General features: G+C 46.8%; 23 protein-coding genes. 5 read left to right on the top strand and 18 right to left on the bottom strand.

Annotation, left to right across the window (positions count from 1 at the left end):
• Nucleotides 1–7 precede the first annotated feature (7 nt).
• A complete protein-coding gene (locus ABDZ76_RS00115) occupies nucleotides 8–376 on the bottom strand; it encodes an ASCH domain-containing protein (RefSeq protein ID WP_343799865.1) in 369 nt (122 codons plus the stop codon).
• Between the two features lie 11 nt (nucleotides 377–387).
• The gene (locus ABDZ76_RS00110) at nucleotides 388–1,299 is read right to left on the bottom strand and encodes an FkbM family methyltransferase (RefSeq protein WP_343799863.1); all 912 of its coding nucleotides are present in this window, start codon (nucleotides 1,297–1,299) and stop codon (nucleotides 388–390) included.
• Nucleotides 1,300–1,468: 169 nt separating this feature from the next.
• Between ABDZ76_RS00110 and ABDZ76_RS00105 the strand changes: the two genes are divergently transcribed.
• A complete protein-coding gene (locus ABDZ76_RS00105) occupies nucleotides 1,469–2,524 on the top strand; it encodes a linear amide C-N hydrolase (RefSeq protein WP_343799861.1) in 1,056 nt (351 codons plus the stop codon).
• A 120-nt stretch (nucleotides 2,525–2,644) separates the two neighbouring features.
• On the opposite strand, the gene ABDZ76_RS00100 is transcribed toward ABDZ76_RS00105, so the two are convergent.
• Together ABDZ76_RS00100 and ABDZ76_RS00095 are read right to left on the bottom strand one after the other, a co-directional pair.
• The gene (locus ABDZ76_RS00100; protein WP_343799859.1) at nucleotides 2,645–3,118 is read right to left on the bottom strand and encodes a GNAT family N-acetyltransferase; all 474 of its coding nucleotides are present in this window, start codon (nucleotides 3,116–3,118) and stop codon (nucleotides 2,645–2,647) included.
• A 98-nt stretch (nucleotides 3,119–3,216) separates the two neighbouring features.
• Nucleotides 3,217–3,465 carry a hypothetical protein gene (locus tag ABDZ76_RS00095; RefSeq protein ID WP_343799857.1) on the bottom strand — a complete coding sequence of 83 codons (249 nt, stop codon included), beginning with the start codon at nucleotides 3,463–3,465 and terminating at the stop codon, nucleotides 3,217–3,219.
• Between the two features lie 160 nt (nucleotides 3,466–3,625).
• Between ABDZ76_RS00095 and ABDZ76_RS00090 the strand changes: the two genes are divergently transcribed.
• Entirely contained in the window at nucleotides 3,626–4,081 is a 456-nt protein-coding gene (locus tag ABDZ76_RS00090; protein WP_343799855.1) for a carboxymuconolactone decarboxylase family protein, read from the top strand.
• Between the two features lie 299 nt (nucleotides 4,082–4,380).
• On the opposite strand, the gene ABDZ76_RS00085 is transcribed toward ABDZ76_RS00090, so the two are convergent.
• From ABDZ76_RS00085 to ABDZ76_RS00045, 9 genes are all read right to left on the bottom strand, one after another.
• Nucleotides 4,381–5,469 carry a tyrosine-type recombinase/integrase gene (locus ABDZ76_RS00085; RefSeq protein ID WP_343799853.1) on the bottom strand — a complete coding sequence of 363 codons (1,089 nt, stop codon included), beginning with the start codon at nucleotides 5,467–5,469 and terminating at the stop codon, nucleotides 4,381–4,383.
• A 10-nt stretch (nucleotides 5,470–5,479) separates the two neighbouring features.
• Nucleotides 5,480–5,650, bottom strand: a complete 171-nt coding sequence (locus ABDZ76_RS00080) for a hypothetical protein (RefSeq protein ID WP_343799851.1) — start codon at nucleotides 5,648–5,650, stop codon at nucleotides 5,480–5,482.
• 240 nt (nucleotides 5,651–5,890) lie between these two features.
• Nucleotides 5,891–6,283 (bottom strand): DUF968 domain-containing protein, encoded by a 393-nt coding sequence (locus ABDZ76_RS00075; protein ID WP_343799849.1) that lies wholly within the window; start codon nucleotides 6,281–6,283, stop codon nucleotides 5,891–5,893.
• Nucleotides 6,283–6,516: a hypothetical protein gene (locus tag ABDZ76_RS00070; protein WP_343799847.1), complete on the bottom strand. Its 234-nt coding sequence runs from the start codon at nucleotides 6,514–6,516 to the stop codon at nucleotides 6,283–6,285. Before ABDZ76_RS00070 ends, ABDZ76_RS00075 begins: the two co-directional genes overlap by 1 nt.
• The gene (locus tag ABDZ76_RS00065) at nucleotides 6,513–7,022 is read right to left on the bottom strand and encodes a hypothetical protein (protein WP_343799845.1); all 510 of its coding nucleotides are present in this window, start codon (nucleotides 7,020–7,022) and stop codon (nucleotides 6,513–6,515) included. The genes ABDZ76_RS00070 and ABDZ76_RS00065 overlap by 4 nt, the downstream gene beginning before the upstream one ends.
• Nucleotides 7,019–7,645, bottom strand: a complete 627-nt coding sequence (locus ABDZ76_RS00060) for a lambda exonuclease family protein (RefSeq protein ID WP_343799843.1) — start codon at nucleotides 7,643–7,645, stop codon at nucleotides 7,019–7,021. The genes ABDZ76_RS00065 and ABDZ76_RS00060 overlap by 4 nt, the downstream gene beginning before the upstream one ends.
• Complete coding sequence (locus ABDZ76_RS00055) at nucleotides 7,642–8,418, bottom strand: ERF family protein (RefSeq protein ID WP_343799841.1); 777 nt, start codon at nucleotides 8,416–8,418, stop codon at nucleotides 7,642–7,644. Before ABDZ76_RS00055 ends, ABDZ76_RS00060 begins: the two co-directional genes overlap by 4 nt.
• A gap of 215 nt (nucleotides 8,419–8,633) precedes the next feature.
• Entirely contained in the window at nucleotides 8,634–8,819 is a 186-nt protein-coding gene (locus ABDZ76_RS00050) for a hypothetical protein (RefSeq protein ID WP_343799839.1), read from the bottom strand.
• The gene (locus ABDZ76_RS00045; RefSeq protein ID WP_343799837.1) at nucleotides 8,819–9,151 is read right to left on the bottom strand and encodes a hypothetical protein; all 333 of its coding nucleotides are present in this window, start codon (nucleotides 9,149–9,151) and stop codon (nucleotides 8,819–8,821) included. The genes ABDZ76_RS00050 and ABDZ76_RS00045 overlap by 1 nt, the downstream gene beginning before the upstream one ends.
• A 231-nt stretch (nucleotides 9,152–9,382) precedes the next feature.
• Between ABDZ76_RS00045 and ABDZ76_RS00040 the strand changes: the two genes are divergently transcribed.
• The gene (locus ABDZ76_RS00040; protein WP_343799835.1) at nucleotides 9,383–10,024 is read left to right on the top strand and encodes an SAM-dependent methyltransferase; all 642 of its coding nucleotides are present in this window, start codon (nucleotides 9,383–9,385) and stop codon (nucleotides 10,022–10,024) included.
• Here ABDZ76_RS00040 and ABDZ76_RS00035 read toward each other — a convergent pair.
• A complete protein-coding gene (locus ABDZ76_RS00035) occupies nucleotides 10,003–10,308 on the bottom strand; it encodes a hypothetical protein (RefSeq protein WP_343799833.1) in 306 nt (101 codons plus the stop codon). The genes ABDZ76_RS00040 and ABDZ76_RS00035 overlap by 22 nt on opposite strands.
• Before the next feature lie 203 nt (nucleotides 10,309–10,511).
• On the opposite strand from ABDZ76_RS00035, the gene ABDZ76_RS00030 reads away from it, so the two are divergent.
• Complete coding sequence (locus ABDZ76_RS00030) at nucleotides 10,512–10,856, top strand: hypothetical protein (protein ID WP_343799831.1); 345 nt, start codon at nucleotides 10,512–10,514, stop codon at nucleotides 10,854–10,856.
• Between the two features lie 55 nt (nucleotides 10,857–10,911).
• On the opposite strand, the gene ABDZ76_RS00025 is transcribed toward ABDZ76_RS00030, so the two are convergent.
• From ABDZ76_RS00025 to ABDZ76_RS00010, 4 genes are all read right to left on the bottom strand, one after another.
• Nucleotides 10,912–11,040: a YHYH domain-containing protein gene (locus tag ABDZ76_RS00025; protein ID WP_343799829.1), complete on the bottom strand. Its 129-nt coding sequence runs from the start codon at nucleotides 11,038–11,040 to the stop codon at nucleotides 10,912–10,914.
• A gap of 590 nt (nucleotides 11,041–11,630) precedes the next feature.
• Complete coding sequence (locus tag ABDZ76_RS00020; RefSeq protein ID WP_343799827.1) at nucleotides 11,631–11,813, bottom strand: hypothetical protein; 183 nt, start codon at nucleotides 11,811–11,813, stop codon at nucleotides 11,631–11,633.
• A gap of 690 nt (nucleotides 11,814–12,503) precedes the next feature.
• Complete coding sequence (locus ABDZ76_RS00015; protein ID WP_343799826.1) at nucleotides 12,504–12,755, bottom strand: hypothetical protein; 252 nt, start codon at nucleotides 12,753–12,755, stop codon at nucleotides 12,504–12,506.
• A 22-nt stretch (nucleotides 12,756–12,777) separates the two neighbouring features.
• A complete protein-coding gene (locus tag ABDZ76_RS00010; RefSeq protein ID WP_343799825.1) occupies nucleotides 12,778–13,500 on the bottom strand; it encodes a S24 family peptidase in 723 nt (240 codons plus the stop codon).
• A gap of 71 nt (nucleotides 13,501–13,571) precedes the next feature.
• Here ABDZ76_RS00010 and ABDZ76_RS00005 point away from each other — a divergent pair, with 71 nt between their 5' ends.
• The gene (locus tag ABDZ76_RS00005; RefSeq protein ID WP_343799824.1) at nucleotides 13,572–13,781 is read left to right on the top strand and encodes a helix-turn-helix domain-containing protein; all 210 of its coding nucleotides are present in this window, start codon (nucleotides 13,572–13,574) and stop codon (nucleotides 13,779–13,781) included.
• Nucleotides 13,782–14,159 lie beyond the last annotated feature (378 nt).

Genomic DNA, 14,159 nt, shown 5'->3' with positions numbered 1-14,159 from the left:
ATGTCTATTAAGTTTTCGTTGCAAAAATTTCAGTGGCATCGACTTCATAGATGCCACGAGCTGCTAGGACTTTTTTGGCAGAACTAATAGGGCGAATATTGGTCAGAATCCATGAGTGCCAGCCTTGTTCAAAGTAGCTGGCGCAGGCCGGTTGCATATCAGCCATGATAAACGGGCGCACCAAGCTGACACGAACAATAGCAACAGCTCTGCCATCGGGATCTGTATCACCTGTTTTGGTCAGATATTTATCGTTTTCGATGATGAGTAAATCTTCATCGGGGGATAAATCCGGCAACCATCGCCGGACTTCAATTGTCTTTTCGCCACTTGCAATCTTGCGACCGGACGGACTGACAACCGAAAGTGCTTTCATGTCATCTCCCTCTACGCGGTTTGGCCAATCAATGCGCCGATATTGATTTTCTGATTATTTTGATGCTGCCCGATGCATAATTCACCATATTGAAAAAGCTCATAGCCCATTTCATTTTGCAGGAAATGCATCAGTTTTTGGCGTGTCGGGATCATATTTGCCATATAATCTCCCCAAACTTCAAAAAGAATAGGTGGATTGCCGGATTGTTTAAGCCAGTTTTTCCCACCTTTAAATACTTCAAATTCCAAACCCTCAACATCTACTTTGATCAAATGGGCCGTTGGCAATTGTAAGTCATCCAATGATGATATGCGTACTCGCTCGGTTTGGCTTACATTGGTAATCCAGCCTTGCTCTTTTCTGATCTTTTCAGAAATCGATAAGGCGCCAAGATTTTTACATTCAAATATATCGAGCAGGGGAATATCAATAAAGCCGGTAAAATCACCGATTGCCAAATTATTGGCATAACAATTGGTCAGATTATTACAGATATAATTGGCACAAAGCTGATAAAAAACAGGGCGCTGCGGCTCAAAGGCGTGGATCGTGCCACCTATGGGATGAATATGGTAACCCATTGGTACAGACCACGCGCCTAAATTTGCGCCAATATCCACCAAAACAGGCTCTTTAATATCTTTAATCAGCGCTTTGGAAATGTTGAGAGTAAGTTCTTCCCAAATGCGGCCTTGGCGCAGGTGATTACTGATAAAGTCTGGCCCATCAGTCAGCAAATAATCCAAACCACCGCTTTGGTATATTTTCATTTTGCCTTTGACCATATGAATTCCGTACCCCTTGCGCGTATAATAGTAATGAGACGAATGTAATTTAAAACGACAAGCATGCTTATAAGCAAGAGAATGAGCCTCTTTATTGTGCTGCCATTGTTGTCTGTGCACATTAAATTTACACATTTCATCTTTAAGTGCAGAATAATCAAAGCAGATTATTTGATAACAGATACTTGGCCTTATGGCCGATCCGTGCAAATAAACAGGTTAACTTTGTGGGATCTACATTCCCGTACTGTTGAAACTCTGATCTATAGAACTAGACCAGTCCATTGATGAATAGGTAGTTACTATGTATCGCTTTACAAAATTTGCTGCTGCACTGACAGCAGTTGCGGCTCTCATGACCGCAGAAGTTCAGGCTTGCACGCGCGTTGTTTATCATGGTGAGGCAGGGCGTACGCTCACCGGCCGCAGCATGGATTTTAAAGATCCGATGATCAGCAATTTCTGGGTTTTTCCGAAAGGCATGAAGCGCGGCGGTCAGGCAGGCGAGCGCTCGGTTGAATGGACTTCGAAATATGGCAGTCTTGCTGTTTCAGGTTATGATATTTCAACCGTTGACGGTATGAATGAAGCTGGTCTCAATGCCAGCCTGTTATGGCTGAATGCGTCGCAATATCCGGAAGATGATAAATCTTCAAAGCGTATGTCATTGGCTATCTGGGCGCAGTTTTATCTCGATCAGTTTGCTAGTGTTAAAGAAGCTGTTGAATATACAAAAGACAATCCAATTCAAGTGGTTAGCGGTGAAGTTCCTGGTCGACCGGGTAGCCTTGCACCACTTCATCTGACCTTGTCGGATGCCAGCGGTGACAGTGCCGTACTGGAATGGATTGATGGTAAGCTCAGCATTCATCATGACCGTTCTTATCAGGTTGTAACCAATGATCCGGCTTATGATTTCCAGCTGGCCAATAAAGCCTATTGGGGCAAAGTTAATTCGCTGAACTTCTTGCCGGGTAGCGGACGATCGGAAGATCGCTTTGTTCGCGCTGGTTTTTACGTCAATGCAGTGACACAGACAGATGATCCGCGCATTGCAGCAGCCGCTGTTTTCAGTGTGGTGCGTAATGCTTCGGTGCCTTATGGCGTAAGCATGTCTGATGCACCCAACCTGTCTACAACACGCTGGCGTGTGGTTGCGGATCAAAAAGCACTGCAATTTCATGCAGAATCAGCCACATCACCTAATATTTTCTGGGTTGATCTGAAAAAGCTGGATTTTGCGGAAGGTGCAAAAGTGCGCAAACTAGAACTTGGCGTTGATATGAGCCGTGTTTTGGTTGGCGAAGTTTCTGACAAATTTGAAGATGCCGAGCCGTTTACTTTTGAAGCAGCAGAATAAAAGAAACTAACGCGATATTGATAAAAAGAAGGGCGAGAGACGTAGACTTAAGGGTTGTTTTAAATAACTTAGCCTGTGCCTCTCGCCCTTTATATTTAACTAAAATGCTTGAAAAAATGATCAAGCTGGCGCTAATTGCTTTTGCATAATGGAATAAAGAACTCCATTGTCATCAAACGTCTCAGTGATATTCCAACCGGCTTTGGAATAAAGGCCGACTGAGCCATCTGTATAAAGTGACAGGCGCTCAACGCCTGCGTTTTTTGCAATTGTTTCAAGGTGTGCAATCAGTTGCAATGCAAGCCCGCGTCCGCGATAGGCAGGATCAACATAAAGGCCAGCTAACCAAGGGTTCAGCTCCGGCCGGTCTTCAAGATCATCCAGACAAAGCGTGATCATACCAACAGGCGTTTCACCATCGAGTAAAACCCAGACAGTTGGCATCATATCCTGTTGCGCTGCGCAATCTGTATCAATCTCAATCACTTGCGCCAGACTAACATCTGTATCACTAAAGAAAGCATTCCAGCGCCATGTGCCGGTGGTTTGAGCTAAATCTGGTCTTTCTTTTGTTGTGACAATGCTAAACGACATGCGAACCTTTATCTTTCCATGTATAAATTTAATCTGCCAGTTAGCGGGCAGATCATACAAGCCACGAGAAATAGCGCAACTAAGTGGCTGTTAGAAGCTCAATCTTCCTGCTCAACCGGCACTTCGCCAAAGGAAGCCAGAAGCCTAGGCTCCATCATGTCGCCAGACTCTTCATCAATGGTCACAGCATAGGCAACAACGCCAGCAAAACGCTCGGCCATTGCAGCAGCAATGCGTTCAGCACTGACAGCTGACTGAGCGGGGCGCATTTCGGCGGCAACCAGTTTTTGCTGGTTTTTGCGGTATGGGATGATGATGTATTTTTCAGATGCGGTTTCAGTTGTCATTCATCAGTGCCTTATTGACTGTTCTTTATTTGTTCTTAATATAAGGAAAAGTCAATCGAAATTTAGTGATGTCTGAGATGCTTTATCTCTATCGTGATGAAAAGTGAGAATGGTTGCCATTAATTGCAACTGATCTCATGAAGGTGAGTAGGAAATAACAATGATTAAACGAATAGATTACAATCAGATCGCGCCTGATGGAGCTAAAGCACTTGCTGGTGTTTATAATTACATCAAGCAAACGGATCTTACTGGAGAACTGGTTGAGTTGGTTTATCTGCGAGTTTCGCAAATTAATAATTGTGCTTATTGTTTGGATAGCCATACCCGTGCCTTGGTGGAAAAAGGCGTTTCAATCGAAAAACTTGCACTTGTACAGGCGTGGGAAGAAGGTGGCGCACTTTTTAACGCTCGTGAGCGGGCGGCTCTTGCATGGGCGGAAAGTGTGACGCTTGTTGCACAAACAGGCATTCCTGATGCCGCTTATGAGGCTGCTTATCAGGTGTTCAGTGAAAAAGAGCTGTCTGACCTGACAATCGCCATCAGTCTGATGAATGCATATAATCGGATGGCTATTAGTTTTCGTAAAACGCCGCAGGCTGTTTTAACGAAGTGAAAAATCTCATCCATTTGATGGTTTAATTAAATGCAGCTCGCTCACTTTGCACTTAAGCTTTTGGGAGGGCTGTATTTTCTTTAAGCAGTGTTGGAATGTGATTCATCCAGATCAATCGGCTTGATTCGGAACAGATTAGAATGTGCGCGAATGTAAGCACGTTTAGAGTGCTTGTGTTTTGCATCAAAATTTATCTTGGAAACCGGTGGTAATATATACGATCACTTGTCTAAGCGCCAAAATTCCAACAATTTAAAGATGTTAGGAAAAGTGGTGCCCCCAGAGAGGGCGCAATCCTATTATTTTGGCTTTGATTTCATTGGTTTATTTTCAATAATTCCCTCACCTGTTTTTGGGTGAGGGGCTGATATGTTCTCTATCTGGTCTGCAACAATGCGACTGGTTTCAATACCCAGCTTCTTTCTGTTTATGTTTTTTGTATAAATTTCTGCGGTAGCAAGGTTCGTCCAACCGTATTGTGCAAGGAGGTGGTGAGTAGCTGCCCCGCCTTCCGCGGCGAGGGTTGCACTTAGCTTTCTCAACCCATGCGCAGACTTGTCTACACCTGCTTCATTACAGGCTGTTCTGAACCAGTTCCCAAAAGCTTCTTTGACAAACGGACGGCCTATTTTGCTTTCGATTAGATGCAAGCCCTTCCGCGGGGTTTGTTCAATAAGACTTAGTAGGCTGTCTGACAGAGCAACACTCACACGGGCACCTGTCTTAGCTGTATCCATTGTCAGAACGCCGTCACTGATATGCTGCCGACCAGCTTTGACAACATCAGAGCGGCGAAGCCCGGCCAACAACATCAGTTCCATTGCCAGCCGCTCATGGCTACCGATAGAGTGGCGCGCGCGGAAAGCAATCACATCCTCAAGTTCCCATGCAGGAAAGCCATCGCTCTTATAGCTGATGCGTTCAACATTCACAGTTGGATCAACTTCGACAAGGCGCATTCTTTTCGCCCAAGAAAACATGCCGCGCATAGCCTTTAGGAAATTACCAGCTTGAGCCGGTGTTTCGTGTCTGCGGTCAACGCCAGCCTGAATTACATCTTGTGTAAATGACGATAATGCTTTCTTCGAGTTTCCCTCAAGAACTTTTGCCATTATGAGAGTGTGCTGCTTCTTTGTTGCCGCTGAATATCCAGCCCAACGTGCGCTTTCGTTGGTATATTTATCCCATAGCCATTGCAGGGTACCAGCAGCCACTTTGGGCGCCTCAACCGGTTCACCGGTCAACGCGGCGCGATAAGCCTCCATAAAGCCGCTTTCATTCGGGCTCGGTAGTCGGATGCGTTTACCTTTCCCCATACGGAAATAAAAGACCCACTTGTCATGGCGGGTCTTTTGCTTGTGCACGTAAAGGGGCAGTTTTCTTTTCATGGGCTAATAGTCACAATACCGGTTTCGAATAGTCAATAAGCGGTGTTTCGCTATTCCCGTAATCAGGTGAGACCGTTACAGTCTGATCCCCAAGTTTGATTACGATGCGCACCTTTGTTTCATTCGCCACTTCTGCATAGCGTTTAAGGTCGCTTTTTCTGATTGTTGCTGGCTGGCTCATTCCCTTCCTCCTTGCGCTAAGGCTGCGCGGTCTATTAATCTTGCATGCCTGGGTGTTCGGACTGCAATTGCGCATTCTTCAACGAAGCCAATTTCAGGTGGCAATGTTACAGGGTCAGAATGTCGACGAGCTCTGACCAACCAACCATCGAAATCAATTCGCCAACCATTGAACCAGTTTAGTAGCACTGTGATCATAGCCCTTCCTCCGGTGTCGGGGCGGCGAGTTGGAGTGCCGACATCATGACTTCCTCGCATTCCGGATAATGGTTAAAGCTTGCTCTTCATCACCTGTTACGGCGAAGAGCGCTAAAGACACGCGGCAAGGGTCTATGCCGTGCTTGAGCCAGAACTCGCGTTCATTCATTGCGTGCTGCTCGCGATGCATTTCTGGTGAAAGTGGGATTGTCCAGCGGTCGTCTGGTTTTTCGCCCATGCCGGTTTCATTCTTGCCGTATTGCGGAGCTGCGTACCGGATATGGGCTGCTTCAACACCATAAGCTCCAGTAATGATGCAGGGCAGGGTTCTGACCCATTTCAGATGGGTTTCATCATGCTTTCTTGGCCGCTTTTGCCCTTTGGATGCTGAAGCGGTGAAAGCCGTGTCGTATCGAACCACTCGAAAACCAGCCATTACTGTCCCCACTCAAACTTACCGTTACGATATGGAATGCCGCGCTCAATCGTCATGATGACGACGTTGGTTGCAAAAAGTTCACGCTCAATGTGGCTGTATTTCTTTTTGTCGCGCTTAGCTTTTTCAATGGCTACTGTTAGTTCTGCAGCTCTTTTCTTGAATGCCGGAAGCGGATCGTCATTGAAGCCAAGCAGCTTGCGCAATTTTGAGATCAGGAAAGGAATAATCATGCGGCTGCCCTCGCTGTTTCGCCACGGTCAACCCCGATTAGCTTGTCTATTTCCTCAAGGACGGACTGCTTGCTTTGCTGAAATTCTTGCTTGCCCATAGCCTTCATGCTCTGGCTTTGTGCTGTGTAAACGCGCACTACAGCCTCACGAACAGAAACAACCGCATGCTCATCCATCGGCTTAATAAAGGCCGCAACTCGGAGTGCGTCTGCTTTGCTTGCGCATACAATTGAGCGTTCATCTGCATAGCCACATTTCACCAGCATTTTTTTACGAAGATGCTCAGCACTCGGATATTCGACCAGAAGGTGATCCGGCAGCGTATTCCATGCATTGGTGATCGAAGCGAAATAATGATTGTGGCTGACACCCGAGCGGTCGTGGTGCTCAACCATTTTATAGGCTTCACCGATAACAAACTGCCGGTCAGCGCAGGATGCCCAATAGGAGGAGGCTGGCACCATTGCCTCACCGTCCCATTGCATCATGATAGGCATGCTGCTCATTCTGCCGCCTCCATCTTTGGTTCTTGTCCGTAAGCACGAATGCGCTCGATCAAAGCCGCTTTTTCATCGTTGAAGCGGTCAATCTCGTCGGACATGGTTTTGATATAGTCCTCATCGCGGTAGACGCGGATGATCAGCATTGGCAGCCGCGGCCAATAAGACACGAAGTCCCACCATTCGCGCTCTGCAATCCACAAGTTGCCCTGCACTTGCGCCTTATGCTCTGGGGGAAGGCGGTTACGCTCCAAGCGGTCAATCTGGATGCGTGGCAGCGCTGTTTTGATCTCTAGGCCGCCATCAGTGCCGATAAGGCTATCTGGGCTTGCGCCTTTATCACCGTTGCGGATGAAACCAACCTGATAAGGTTCAACTGAGTTGATGAAAGCGTAAGTCTCACGCGCTTCATCCTCCATCAGCTTGCCACGCTCCATATGAGGGGAGGAGAAACTTTCCTCAATCTCACCGGTGATAATTTCACCCGCAAGTGTCCTCATATATTCAGAGCGTGTTTTGCCTTCACCTTTTGCCATGACGGTTGAAAAGCGTGAGGCTGTCGGGATGCCGGCGCGAGCCCCAAACCATTCAGGTGAGCCTTGCACAATATCGTTGAATACCTGCATCATTGCCCCATCCGCTTCTTTTTTTCTTCAAGCAGATACACGGCGTTTTCATAGTCTGCGGCCAGAATATCCGGCAAAGCTTCTACTTTGCCACGCTTGCAGAACTGCTCGATATCTGTATCTGTTTCCTCAATTAGGCGACGTATATTGGCCAGCTGCTCACTGTTAATTCGTTCTTGGTTTCTGGCCGATGGCTTGTTGCCATCCAGATCGTCGCCGGTACTGATATTAAACAGCATGCAAAGCAGGTAGCGGCGGCCATAAGTGGCTGTACTGCCAAACGCTTGAGTACCGGTTTTATTCACCTTGCCTTGTGCGCCTGCGCCATCAACTGGAATTTCGCCTACGCCATTACGTGCGTGACCTTCTGCATGGGAAATTTCCCAAAGAATGCGCAACTCACCGTTGCCGTTATAGCCGTCTGGTTGAAAAGACACTGCAAAGCCATGCTTATGGATGGTTGGCATTGCCTGTTCTTCAATTGCAGCCAGATCGGCATAACGTGACTTGGTATGGTCATTGCCACGGTTCTTGATTACGACTGGTAACTCGGACTGACACTTTGACATGGCGGCGAAGTACGCCTTCTTTGCCTGACGTTCTTCGTCTTCACGGGCGCGGTCTTCCATGCGCTCTTTCATGTCGAGCATTTTTTCAAGGCGATCCAGTGGGATATTCGGATCCATTGCAATGCGCTCGATCATGGAAATCATTGGCGCGTCGGAGTTGCGGACTTGAGGTGATGTTTCAGTGTGAATTTCAAGTGCTGCGCTCATGCTGCCTGTTCCTTCAATAGCCGTTCAACTTGATAATATTTCTCTTCAAGGTATCGGCGGGTTGATATGTCTGGGATTGTTTTGAGGCCGTGCTCGATATCAGCTTTTAGCTTTTCAAGGTCTGAGCGCCTCATCATGAGAATTGATCTGCCCAAATCAGAATGACCACTACGAAGAATGAAACGGATGCGAGCGCTGCGATATCTTCTAAAAAATCACGTATATTCAGCCTCCCTTTCTGCGAGCTTGGCTTTTAAGCGCTCGTTTTCGACTGAGATTGAAATGATTGTTTCTTTGAACTGCTCGCTGATAACGCGCGTTACATTCTCCAAAGCTTGGCGGGTGTTACCTTCGCAATTCCAGTAGGATTGTTCTGCTAAGTCGGTGAGGGATTTTGCCATTACGCGACCTCCCGCATTTTCATCAGACAATCAGAGCCGATGAATTGTGCTTCTTCTGGTGTGATGCACACAGGTGCCGCCGCGTAAATGCGGATTTCCAGATATGCATCGCGTAAGCACTTGTTGAATTGGTAGCGACGGAATGGGAGTTTTTCGCCAAATTCCTTAAACCAATCAGCTGACCACTTACGGTAGCTTTCCCATGCCATTTTCATGGCTTTTGACTGAGTTGAGTAATCGCGGGGGCGCTTTGCAGGTCGCACTGCATTCATGGCAGTTACCTTCTGTGCGCCTGTTAAATCTGTGTGTGCAATCTGCAAAGCTGAGGACATTTTTTAACTCCATCGGTTAGCGGATCAGCAATTGTTTCTTCGCGCTGTTGATGAATTTAGTATGCATAATGCAAACTATTCAGTCAAGATAAAAAGTATGCAAAATGAGAATTAAAACTTAAAACGCATACTTTCACCTTGCGCCCAGCCGCGCACGTGGTAGAATCAGGGCATGAAAAGGTGAGGGGAGTTATTAACTCTTGTGAGCCATAATCAGTGTCTCAGGAGTATATGATGTCCAAGCAAAACACCTCACACGCTGTCATGGCGCAACGATATGAACCTAAAGACAGCGCTGATGACTTCCCAACGCCGCCATGGGCGACAAGAGGATTAATTGAGCATGTGATCGGTGATGTCGAGGACTTACGTTCTTTGACCTGTTTGGAGCCAGCGTGCGGCCGAGGATATATGACGCGACCATTGTCTGAATATTTCGGGCGGGTCGATAGCGCTGATGCGCACGATTATGGATATGCCCCGATACGAGACTTTTTGACGTACCCGTACGAAGCCCAATCTCATGACTGGGTGATTACAAATCCGCCATTCCGATTGGCGGAGGAGTTTGTTGAGCGTGCGCTTGTTGTTGCCCGTAAAGGCGTCGCCATACTTGCACGAACTGTTTTTCTGGAAAGCGTAGGGCGCTACAACGGTATTTTCAAAGATATGCCGCCGTCAAAATTTGCTCAATTCACTGAGCGCGTTCCTATGGTGAAGGGACGGGTTGACCCAAAAGCCAGTACAGCAACTGGCTATGCTTGGTTTGTATGGGAGAAAGGCGCGAACGAAGGCCATCCGCGCCTTATGTGGGTTCCGCCTTGCAGAAAAATTTTAGAACGTGATGGTGATTATTCGTCCGCCTCAAACTGAGTTGTGGCGGCTTGTAAATCAGCTAATGCGTCGGCACTGTTACCTGCATTAAGCTTCGTTATTACAGCATCAACGGCATTTTTTAATCTTCGCCCCTTAATGCCGGGAGCCCCTGATGGTGGCAGTGATGCTAAAGGTGCAGCGGTGGTCGTTCCGAAGTGACCTTGTGTAGCTTCGGCTATACGTGCTTGATTTACCCCAAACCAAGCTGCAACATCATGTTGTTTATCGCCTCTGTTAATCATTCCAATAGCTGTAGACGCTTCATTAATATCGAGTGCCATATTCCCTCCTTGCCAGCCCCCATGCTGGCCTAGAATATGTTACGGATATATTTGTATGTGTCGAGTTATGCCAAAGTATCAGGGCAACAAAAAAAACGCATTAGGCGGGGCTATTGATTCATAATTAGGTGATACTAAAATTCGGTGTTAAGCTGGCTTTGCCTTCATTGGGTATCCCATTACGAAGGTGGAGGGATAAAACTATGTCATCCAATAATGTAATCACCCAGCTATATTCTAAGGATATTGCGATTATCAATGCCGCACTTTTACAGGTTTGTACGGCAACTTTAATTAAAATAGATAGTACCGAAGGCCAAGCACTGGCTAATTCTGCTATGCTTCAATATTTGACCGGAAAATTTAACCAAAAAAAGCTAGTCGATTATCTTCTAACTTCTATAAATATGGCGGATAGAGTGCAGAGAAGAGCAGAACGAATTGCCGAAGGAAATACGGATAACCCTATTCAGAGTGTCTTAAAACGACATGCAAGGCTTCGCTCAATCCGATACAAGAATAAATCGATTTCCAGTAAATCCATCTGATGTTCAATAAAAAAGCCCTGCAAATGCGGGGCTTTTGTAGTACAAATGATTTGTATCAATGACAGTGATAAATGCCTGTTTTGCGTTCTGTATGGCAACCGTTTTTATCTGTACGGCCACTTGATGCCATGGCGGCAGTTGCGCCAACTGATAGAATGAACAAGCCAATAATGAATGTACGCATGTGAAATCCCCCTATGAATAATGATCACAGGAAGATGTTAGCATTAAGCTTATGGTAAGCTAGCTGGATTTGACGCGTTGCGACTAAAGGATATACGCTGATTACGATTTGCAAATGTTTGCAAAAGAAACCCCGCCGGAGCGGGATTGTTTTTTGATTAGGAGCGCAATACTAAAGGCGTCTGCGGGCAATCTTTAGAATCTCAAGCTGTGTTCTTGATTGATCATCCAAGGATCCAATTATAGGCGTTTTATAACCCTCTCGAGCCTCGAAAAATGACGAATGCCAAGGCAGCGTAATGGTTCGATCCAGTCGAAAGCGAGTTGCCTGCGGTAGACCGCACTCATTGAGGCTCCGCAAGTTTTGAATAATCAAATCGTTAGGGAACTCCGATTGTCGGATTTGACTTGTTCCATATGTTATTTCGACGATAGCTTTAGTTTGATCTCTATTTAAACTGATGCTTCGAACTAAGGCGGGTCGAGATTTTGGGCCTGGTACTTTAGGCAGTTCCTCTAGAGGAAACTTGCACCAGACAATCGCTAGAGATTCAGGTAGTGTTGAGAGGGGAAGGTACCCGGCCAAATCAGTTACCAAGCAGGTCCATCAACAATAAACCACTCCTCATCATCCATCAGCGGGGCAGCAATAGCTTCAACTTGTGCTACATAATCATCCGCGACATCATCTGAGTAATCCGCAGCTTGAATGCTGTGAATTAATTGATGGTGCTGGTATGTGGTTGGCTCGTAGGTTTTTTTCATTGCAGTCATTTAAGATCCCCCCAAGATGAATCCATTAAATCTAAATTACACGGGGATAGCAAGGCTATTTCTCAGCTTCATATATGCACTCAAGTGTGAGTGTCAATAGAGGTGTAAAATGTTGCGTTTCGAGCACATCTACACATGAATAATTGTTACAACAGGTATGTGACGTAATTATGAATTTGTGTACGGCAACGATTTTATTCGATAAGTGGCTGTGACGATGTTTATTTTTTGAACCACACCCACAGCATGAAGCAAAATAAGCCGACAGAAATTGCCCCTTGAATCGCGTACACCCAGCTCATTCATAGCCCATCAGCTTTGCGCCAACCGCCGCGATAAAGATCAGCGGAAAGGCGATAAATGTCAGCTTTAAGATGAATGAAGTGCGCATACCCCCCCCTGAAACAGTACTTATTTATCAGGGTGATGATGCCTGATTTAAGGCAATGTGTCATGCTGTTCTAAGGTATAGTGATGACGCTATTCGCTGATATTTCGCATTAGCTAATATTCCTACATTGTGAATATCCTCCTAGATTGTTCTTGTAATGTTCTTATTTGTTCGGCATCATATTCCCATTCTAGGGAGTGAATCAGATGGCAACATTTTACGTAGTTCAATCATACAGCGCGGCTAAGGGCGGTTTTACAGCCGATAGTCCTGTGCCTGCACAATCAACGCCCTCGAGTTTAGCGAAGGGCAATCATCCAAAGTGGGATGGCGATAAGAATGAGTAAAACAACGATCATGTTTAACATGTAGAAAATGCCGATTATGTCCTGTCTTATCCAGCGGACGTAGTAAGGCAGAGATTCAGACGCGAGCGGGTCTATGCCATACGCCGCCAGCTTGCGATCATCATCTTCAATGCCGCGATTTACAAATGAATTGACCCACATGCGCGCATTATCTCCGTGCGATGTGGCCGCAGATACGGCCATTGAGTTTAACAGCATTGTGCGCTTAGCGCCCGTTATATTTCCCCACTACGCGATGGCAATAAGGGTAATCATCCCTGTATTCGGCAAAATCCAACGGCGGGTTATATTGCCGAAGCTTCCACTCGGTATCATTGAAGCCGACTAGGCGCTTGATTATGCATTCAGCTTCATAGGTCGGGGGTACATGATATAGAATAACGTCAGTGCCGCGCGTAGGAGGCAGGTGAGGGTGAACGAGCGCCATATCACCTTGCTCGTATGCTGGCTCCATACTGTCGCCAACAATATATATCCCGTATGCATCCTTTACATTTTCAAGGATTGCCGGCCGTCTCACCCACTCGATTGCATCGAAGGTAATGATCGTGTGCCCGTTGCCACCCATCGCGGCAGCATAAATCGGGAAGTCACGGCCGCCAACAAGGCCTTTGCCTGGAACGATCTCCGGTGTGAAGCCTTTTGTTGCTTCCGTTCGCTTCTCTCTCACGGGCTCTTTTGGAATATCTTCATGTTCACCCGATGGGCCTCGGCCTTCACCGGTTAGTAGCCAGCCTTCGCCGACGCGAAAGGCTGTCGCGTACCGCTCAGCCGCACGCGATAATCCGCGCTGCCCGCTCTCGTGTTGTGAGTAGCTAACATAGTTCCAGCCGAAATATTCACAGGCGGCGGTGGCAGTTTTAAAGCCGCGCGCAATCCGCGCCTCTTCAAGTCGTTTTGCAGGGGCAGGTCTATCATCTTGTGTCATGGCTTCATTATGCGTACTTTTAGTATGCAATTCGACTTGACTATAAAGTTTGCGTTATGCATACTTGAATTATGGAAAACGCTCAAATTGACCTCGCTGCCATTAGGCGCATTTTAAAATTAACCCAGCCACAGCTCGCTGAAATGGCTGGCGTAAATCTATCCACAGTGTGGCGGTGGGAGAATGAAGGCGTTCCGAAAAGGGGTGCGGCTAAAGCGTTTATAGATCGCTTATTTGTTGATGCTGCAAAAGTTTCGAAGAAAAAGGATCGCGCAGCATGAGCCACGCGACCCTATCATTCAGTTTCATTTCACCGGCTTCCCCCGCCGGTGTTAAGGCCGAGACGGTCACTCCCTCCCATTTTATCGTCTCGGCCACTTATTCCCGTCTTTTGACGGTGTATTCGTGCGTGTCTGGCTTTGTTCAGAACGCGCACGGCAATCTTTCCCACTGGCTCCATACACTCCTTACTCCTGTTTCGTTTGTCCCTCGCAAGGTCAAACTTAGCAAAGGAGTCACCCATGAACGTGGTCGTTTCAGCCAAGAACGTGGATATTTTAGCCACGAACGTGGATTTTTCAGCCAAGGAGCCGACGATGACTGATGTCGATATGGCCGCTTCTTTGCTGGATGAAATCATTGGTCAGCGCGGTGTCCGC

It is taken from the genome of Paenochrobactrum glaciei, assembly GCF_039522165.1.
GTDB classification, from domain to species: domain Bacteria; phylum Pseudomonadota; class Alphaproteobacteria; order Rhizobiales; family Rhizobiaceae; genus Paenochrobactrum; species Paenochrobactrum glaciei.
The sequence above is the reverse complement of the archived record's forward strand: the minus strand, read 5'-3'. Positions and strand labels throughout refer to the sequence as shown.

Excerpts from the sequence above, each read along its gene's own strand:
- ABDZ76_RS00055 (WP_343799841.1), bottom strand. The coding sequence starts at position 8,418 with ATGAGCGCAGCACTTGAAATTCACACTGAAACATCACCTCAAGTCCGC.
- ABDZ76_RS00040 (WP_343799835.1), top strand. The coding sequence starts at position 9,383 with ATGATGTCCAAGCAAAACACCTCACACGCTGTCATGGCGCAACGATAT.
- ABDZ76_RS00085 (WP_343799853.1), bottom strand. The coding sequence starts at position 5,469 with ATGAAAAGAAAACTGCCCCTTTACGTGCACAAGCAAAAGACCCGCCAT.
- ABDZ76_RS00015 (WP_343799826.1), bottom strand. The coding sequence starts at position 12,755 with ATGGCCGTATCTGCGGCCACATCGCACGGAGATAATGCGCGCATGTGG.
- ABDZ76_RS00100 (WP_343799859.1), bottom strand. The coding sequence starts at position 3,118 with ATGTCGTTTAGCATTGTCACAACAAAAGAAAGACCAGATTTAGCTCAA.
- ABDZ76_RS00030 (WP_343799831.1), top strand. The coding sequence starts at position 10,512 with ATGTCATCCAATAATGTAATCACCCAGCTATATTCTAAGGATATTGCG.
- ABDZ76_RS00075 (WP_343799849.1), bottom strand. The coding sequence starts at position 6,283 with ATGGCTGGTTTTCGAGTGGTTCGATACGACACGGCTTTCACCGCTTCA.
- ABDZ76_RS00025 (WP_343799829.1), bottom strand. The coding sequence starts at position 11,040 with ATGCGTACATTCATTATTGGCTTGTTCATTCTATCAGTTGGCGCAACT.
- ABDZ76_RS00070 (WP_343799847.1), bottom strand. The coding sequence starts at position 6,516 with ATGATTATTCCTTTCCTGATCTCAAAATTGCGCAAGCTGCTTGGCTTC.
- ABDZ76_RS00010 (WP_343799825.1), bottom strand. The coding sequence starts at position 13,500 with ATGACACAAGATGATAGACCTGCCCCTGCAAAACGACTTGAAGAGGCG.
- ABDZ76_RS00045 (WP_343799837.1), bottom strand. The coding sequence starts at position 9,151 with ATGTCCTCAGCTTTGCAGATTGCACACACAGATTTAACAGGCGCACAG.
- ABDZ76_RS00110 (WP_343799863.1), bottom strand. The coding sequence starts at position 1,299 with ATGTGTAAATTTAATGTGCACAGACAACAATGGCAGCACAATAAAGAG.
- ABDZ76_RS00005 (WP_343799824.1), top strand. The coding sequence starts at position 13,572 with ATGGAAAACGCTCAAATTGACCTCGCTGCCATTAGGCGCATTTTAAAA.
- ABDZ76_RS00115 (WP_343799865.1), bottom strand. The coding sequence starts at position 376 with ATGAAAGCACTTTCGGTTGTCAGTCCGTCCGGTCGCAAGATTGCAAGT.
- ABDZ76_RS00035 (WP_343799833.1), bottom strand. The coding sequence starts at position 10,308 with ATGGCACTCGATATTAATGAAGCGTCTACAGCTATTGGAATGATTAAC.
- ABDZ76_RS00065 (WP_343799845.1), bottom strand. The coding sequence starts at position 7,022 with ATGAGCAGCATGCCTATCATGATGCAATGGGACGGTGAGGCAATGGTG.
- ABDZ76_RS00080 (WP_343799851.1), bottom strand. The coding sequence starts at position 5,650 with ATGAGCCAGCCAGCAACAATCAGAAAAAGCGACCTTAAACGCTATGCA.
- ABDZ76_RS00095 (WP_343799857.1), bottom strand. The coding sequence starts at position 3,465 with ATGACAACTGAAACCGCATCTGAAAAATACATCATCATCCCATACCGC.
- ABDZ76_RS00020 (WP_343799827.1), bottom strand. The coding sequence starts at position 11,813 with ATGACTGCAATGAAAAAAACCTACGAGCCAACCACATACCAGCACCAT.
- ABDZ76_RS00105 (WP_343799861.1), top strand. The coding sequence starts at position 1,469 with ATGTATCGCTTTACAAAATTTGCTGCTGCACTGACAGCAGTTGCGGCT.
- ABDZ76_RS00090 (WP_343799855.1), top strand. The coding sequence starts at position 3,626 with ATGATTAAACGAATAGATTACAATCAGATCGCGCCTGATGGAGCTAAA.
- ABDZ76_RS00060 (WP_343799843.1), bottom strand. The coding sequence starts at position 7,645 with ATGATGCAGGTATTCAACGATATTGTGCAAGGCTCACCTGAATGGTTT.
- ABDZ76_RS00050 (WP_343799839.1), bottom strand. The coding sequence starts at position 8,819 with ATGGCAAAATCCCTCACCGACTTAGCAGAACAATCCTACTGGAATTGC.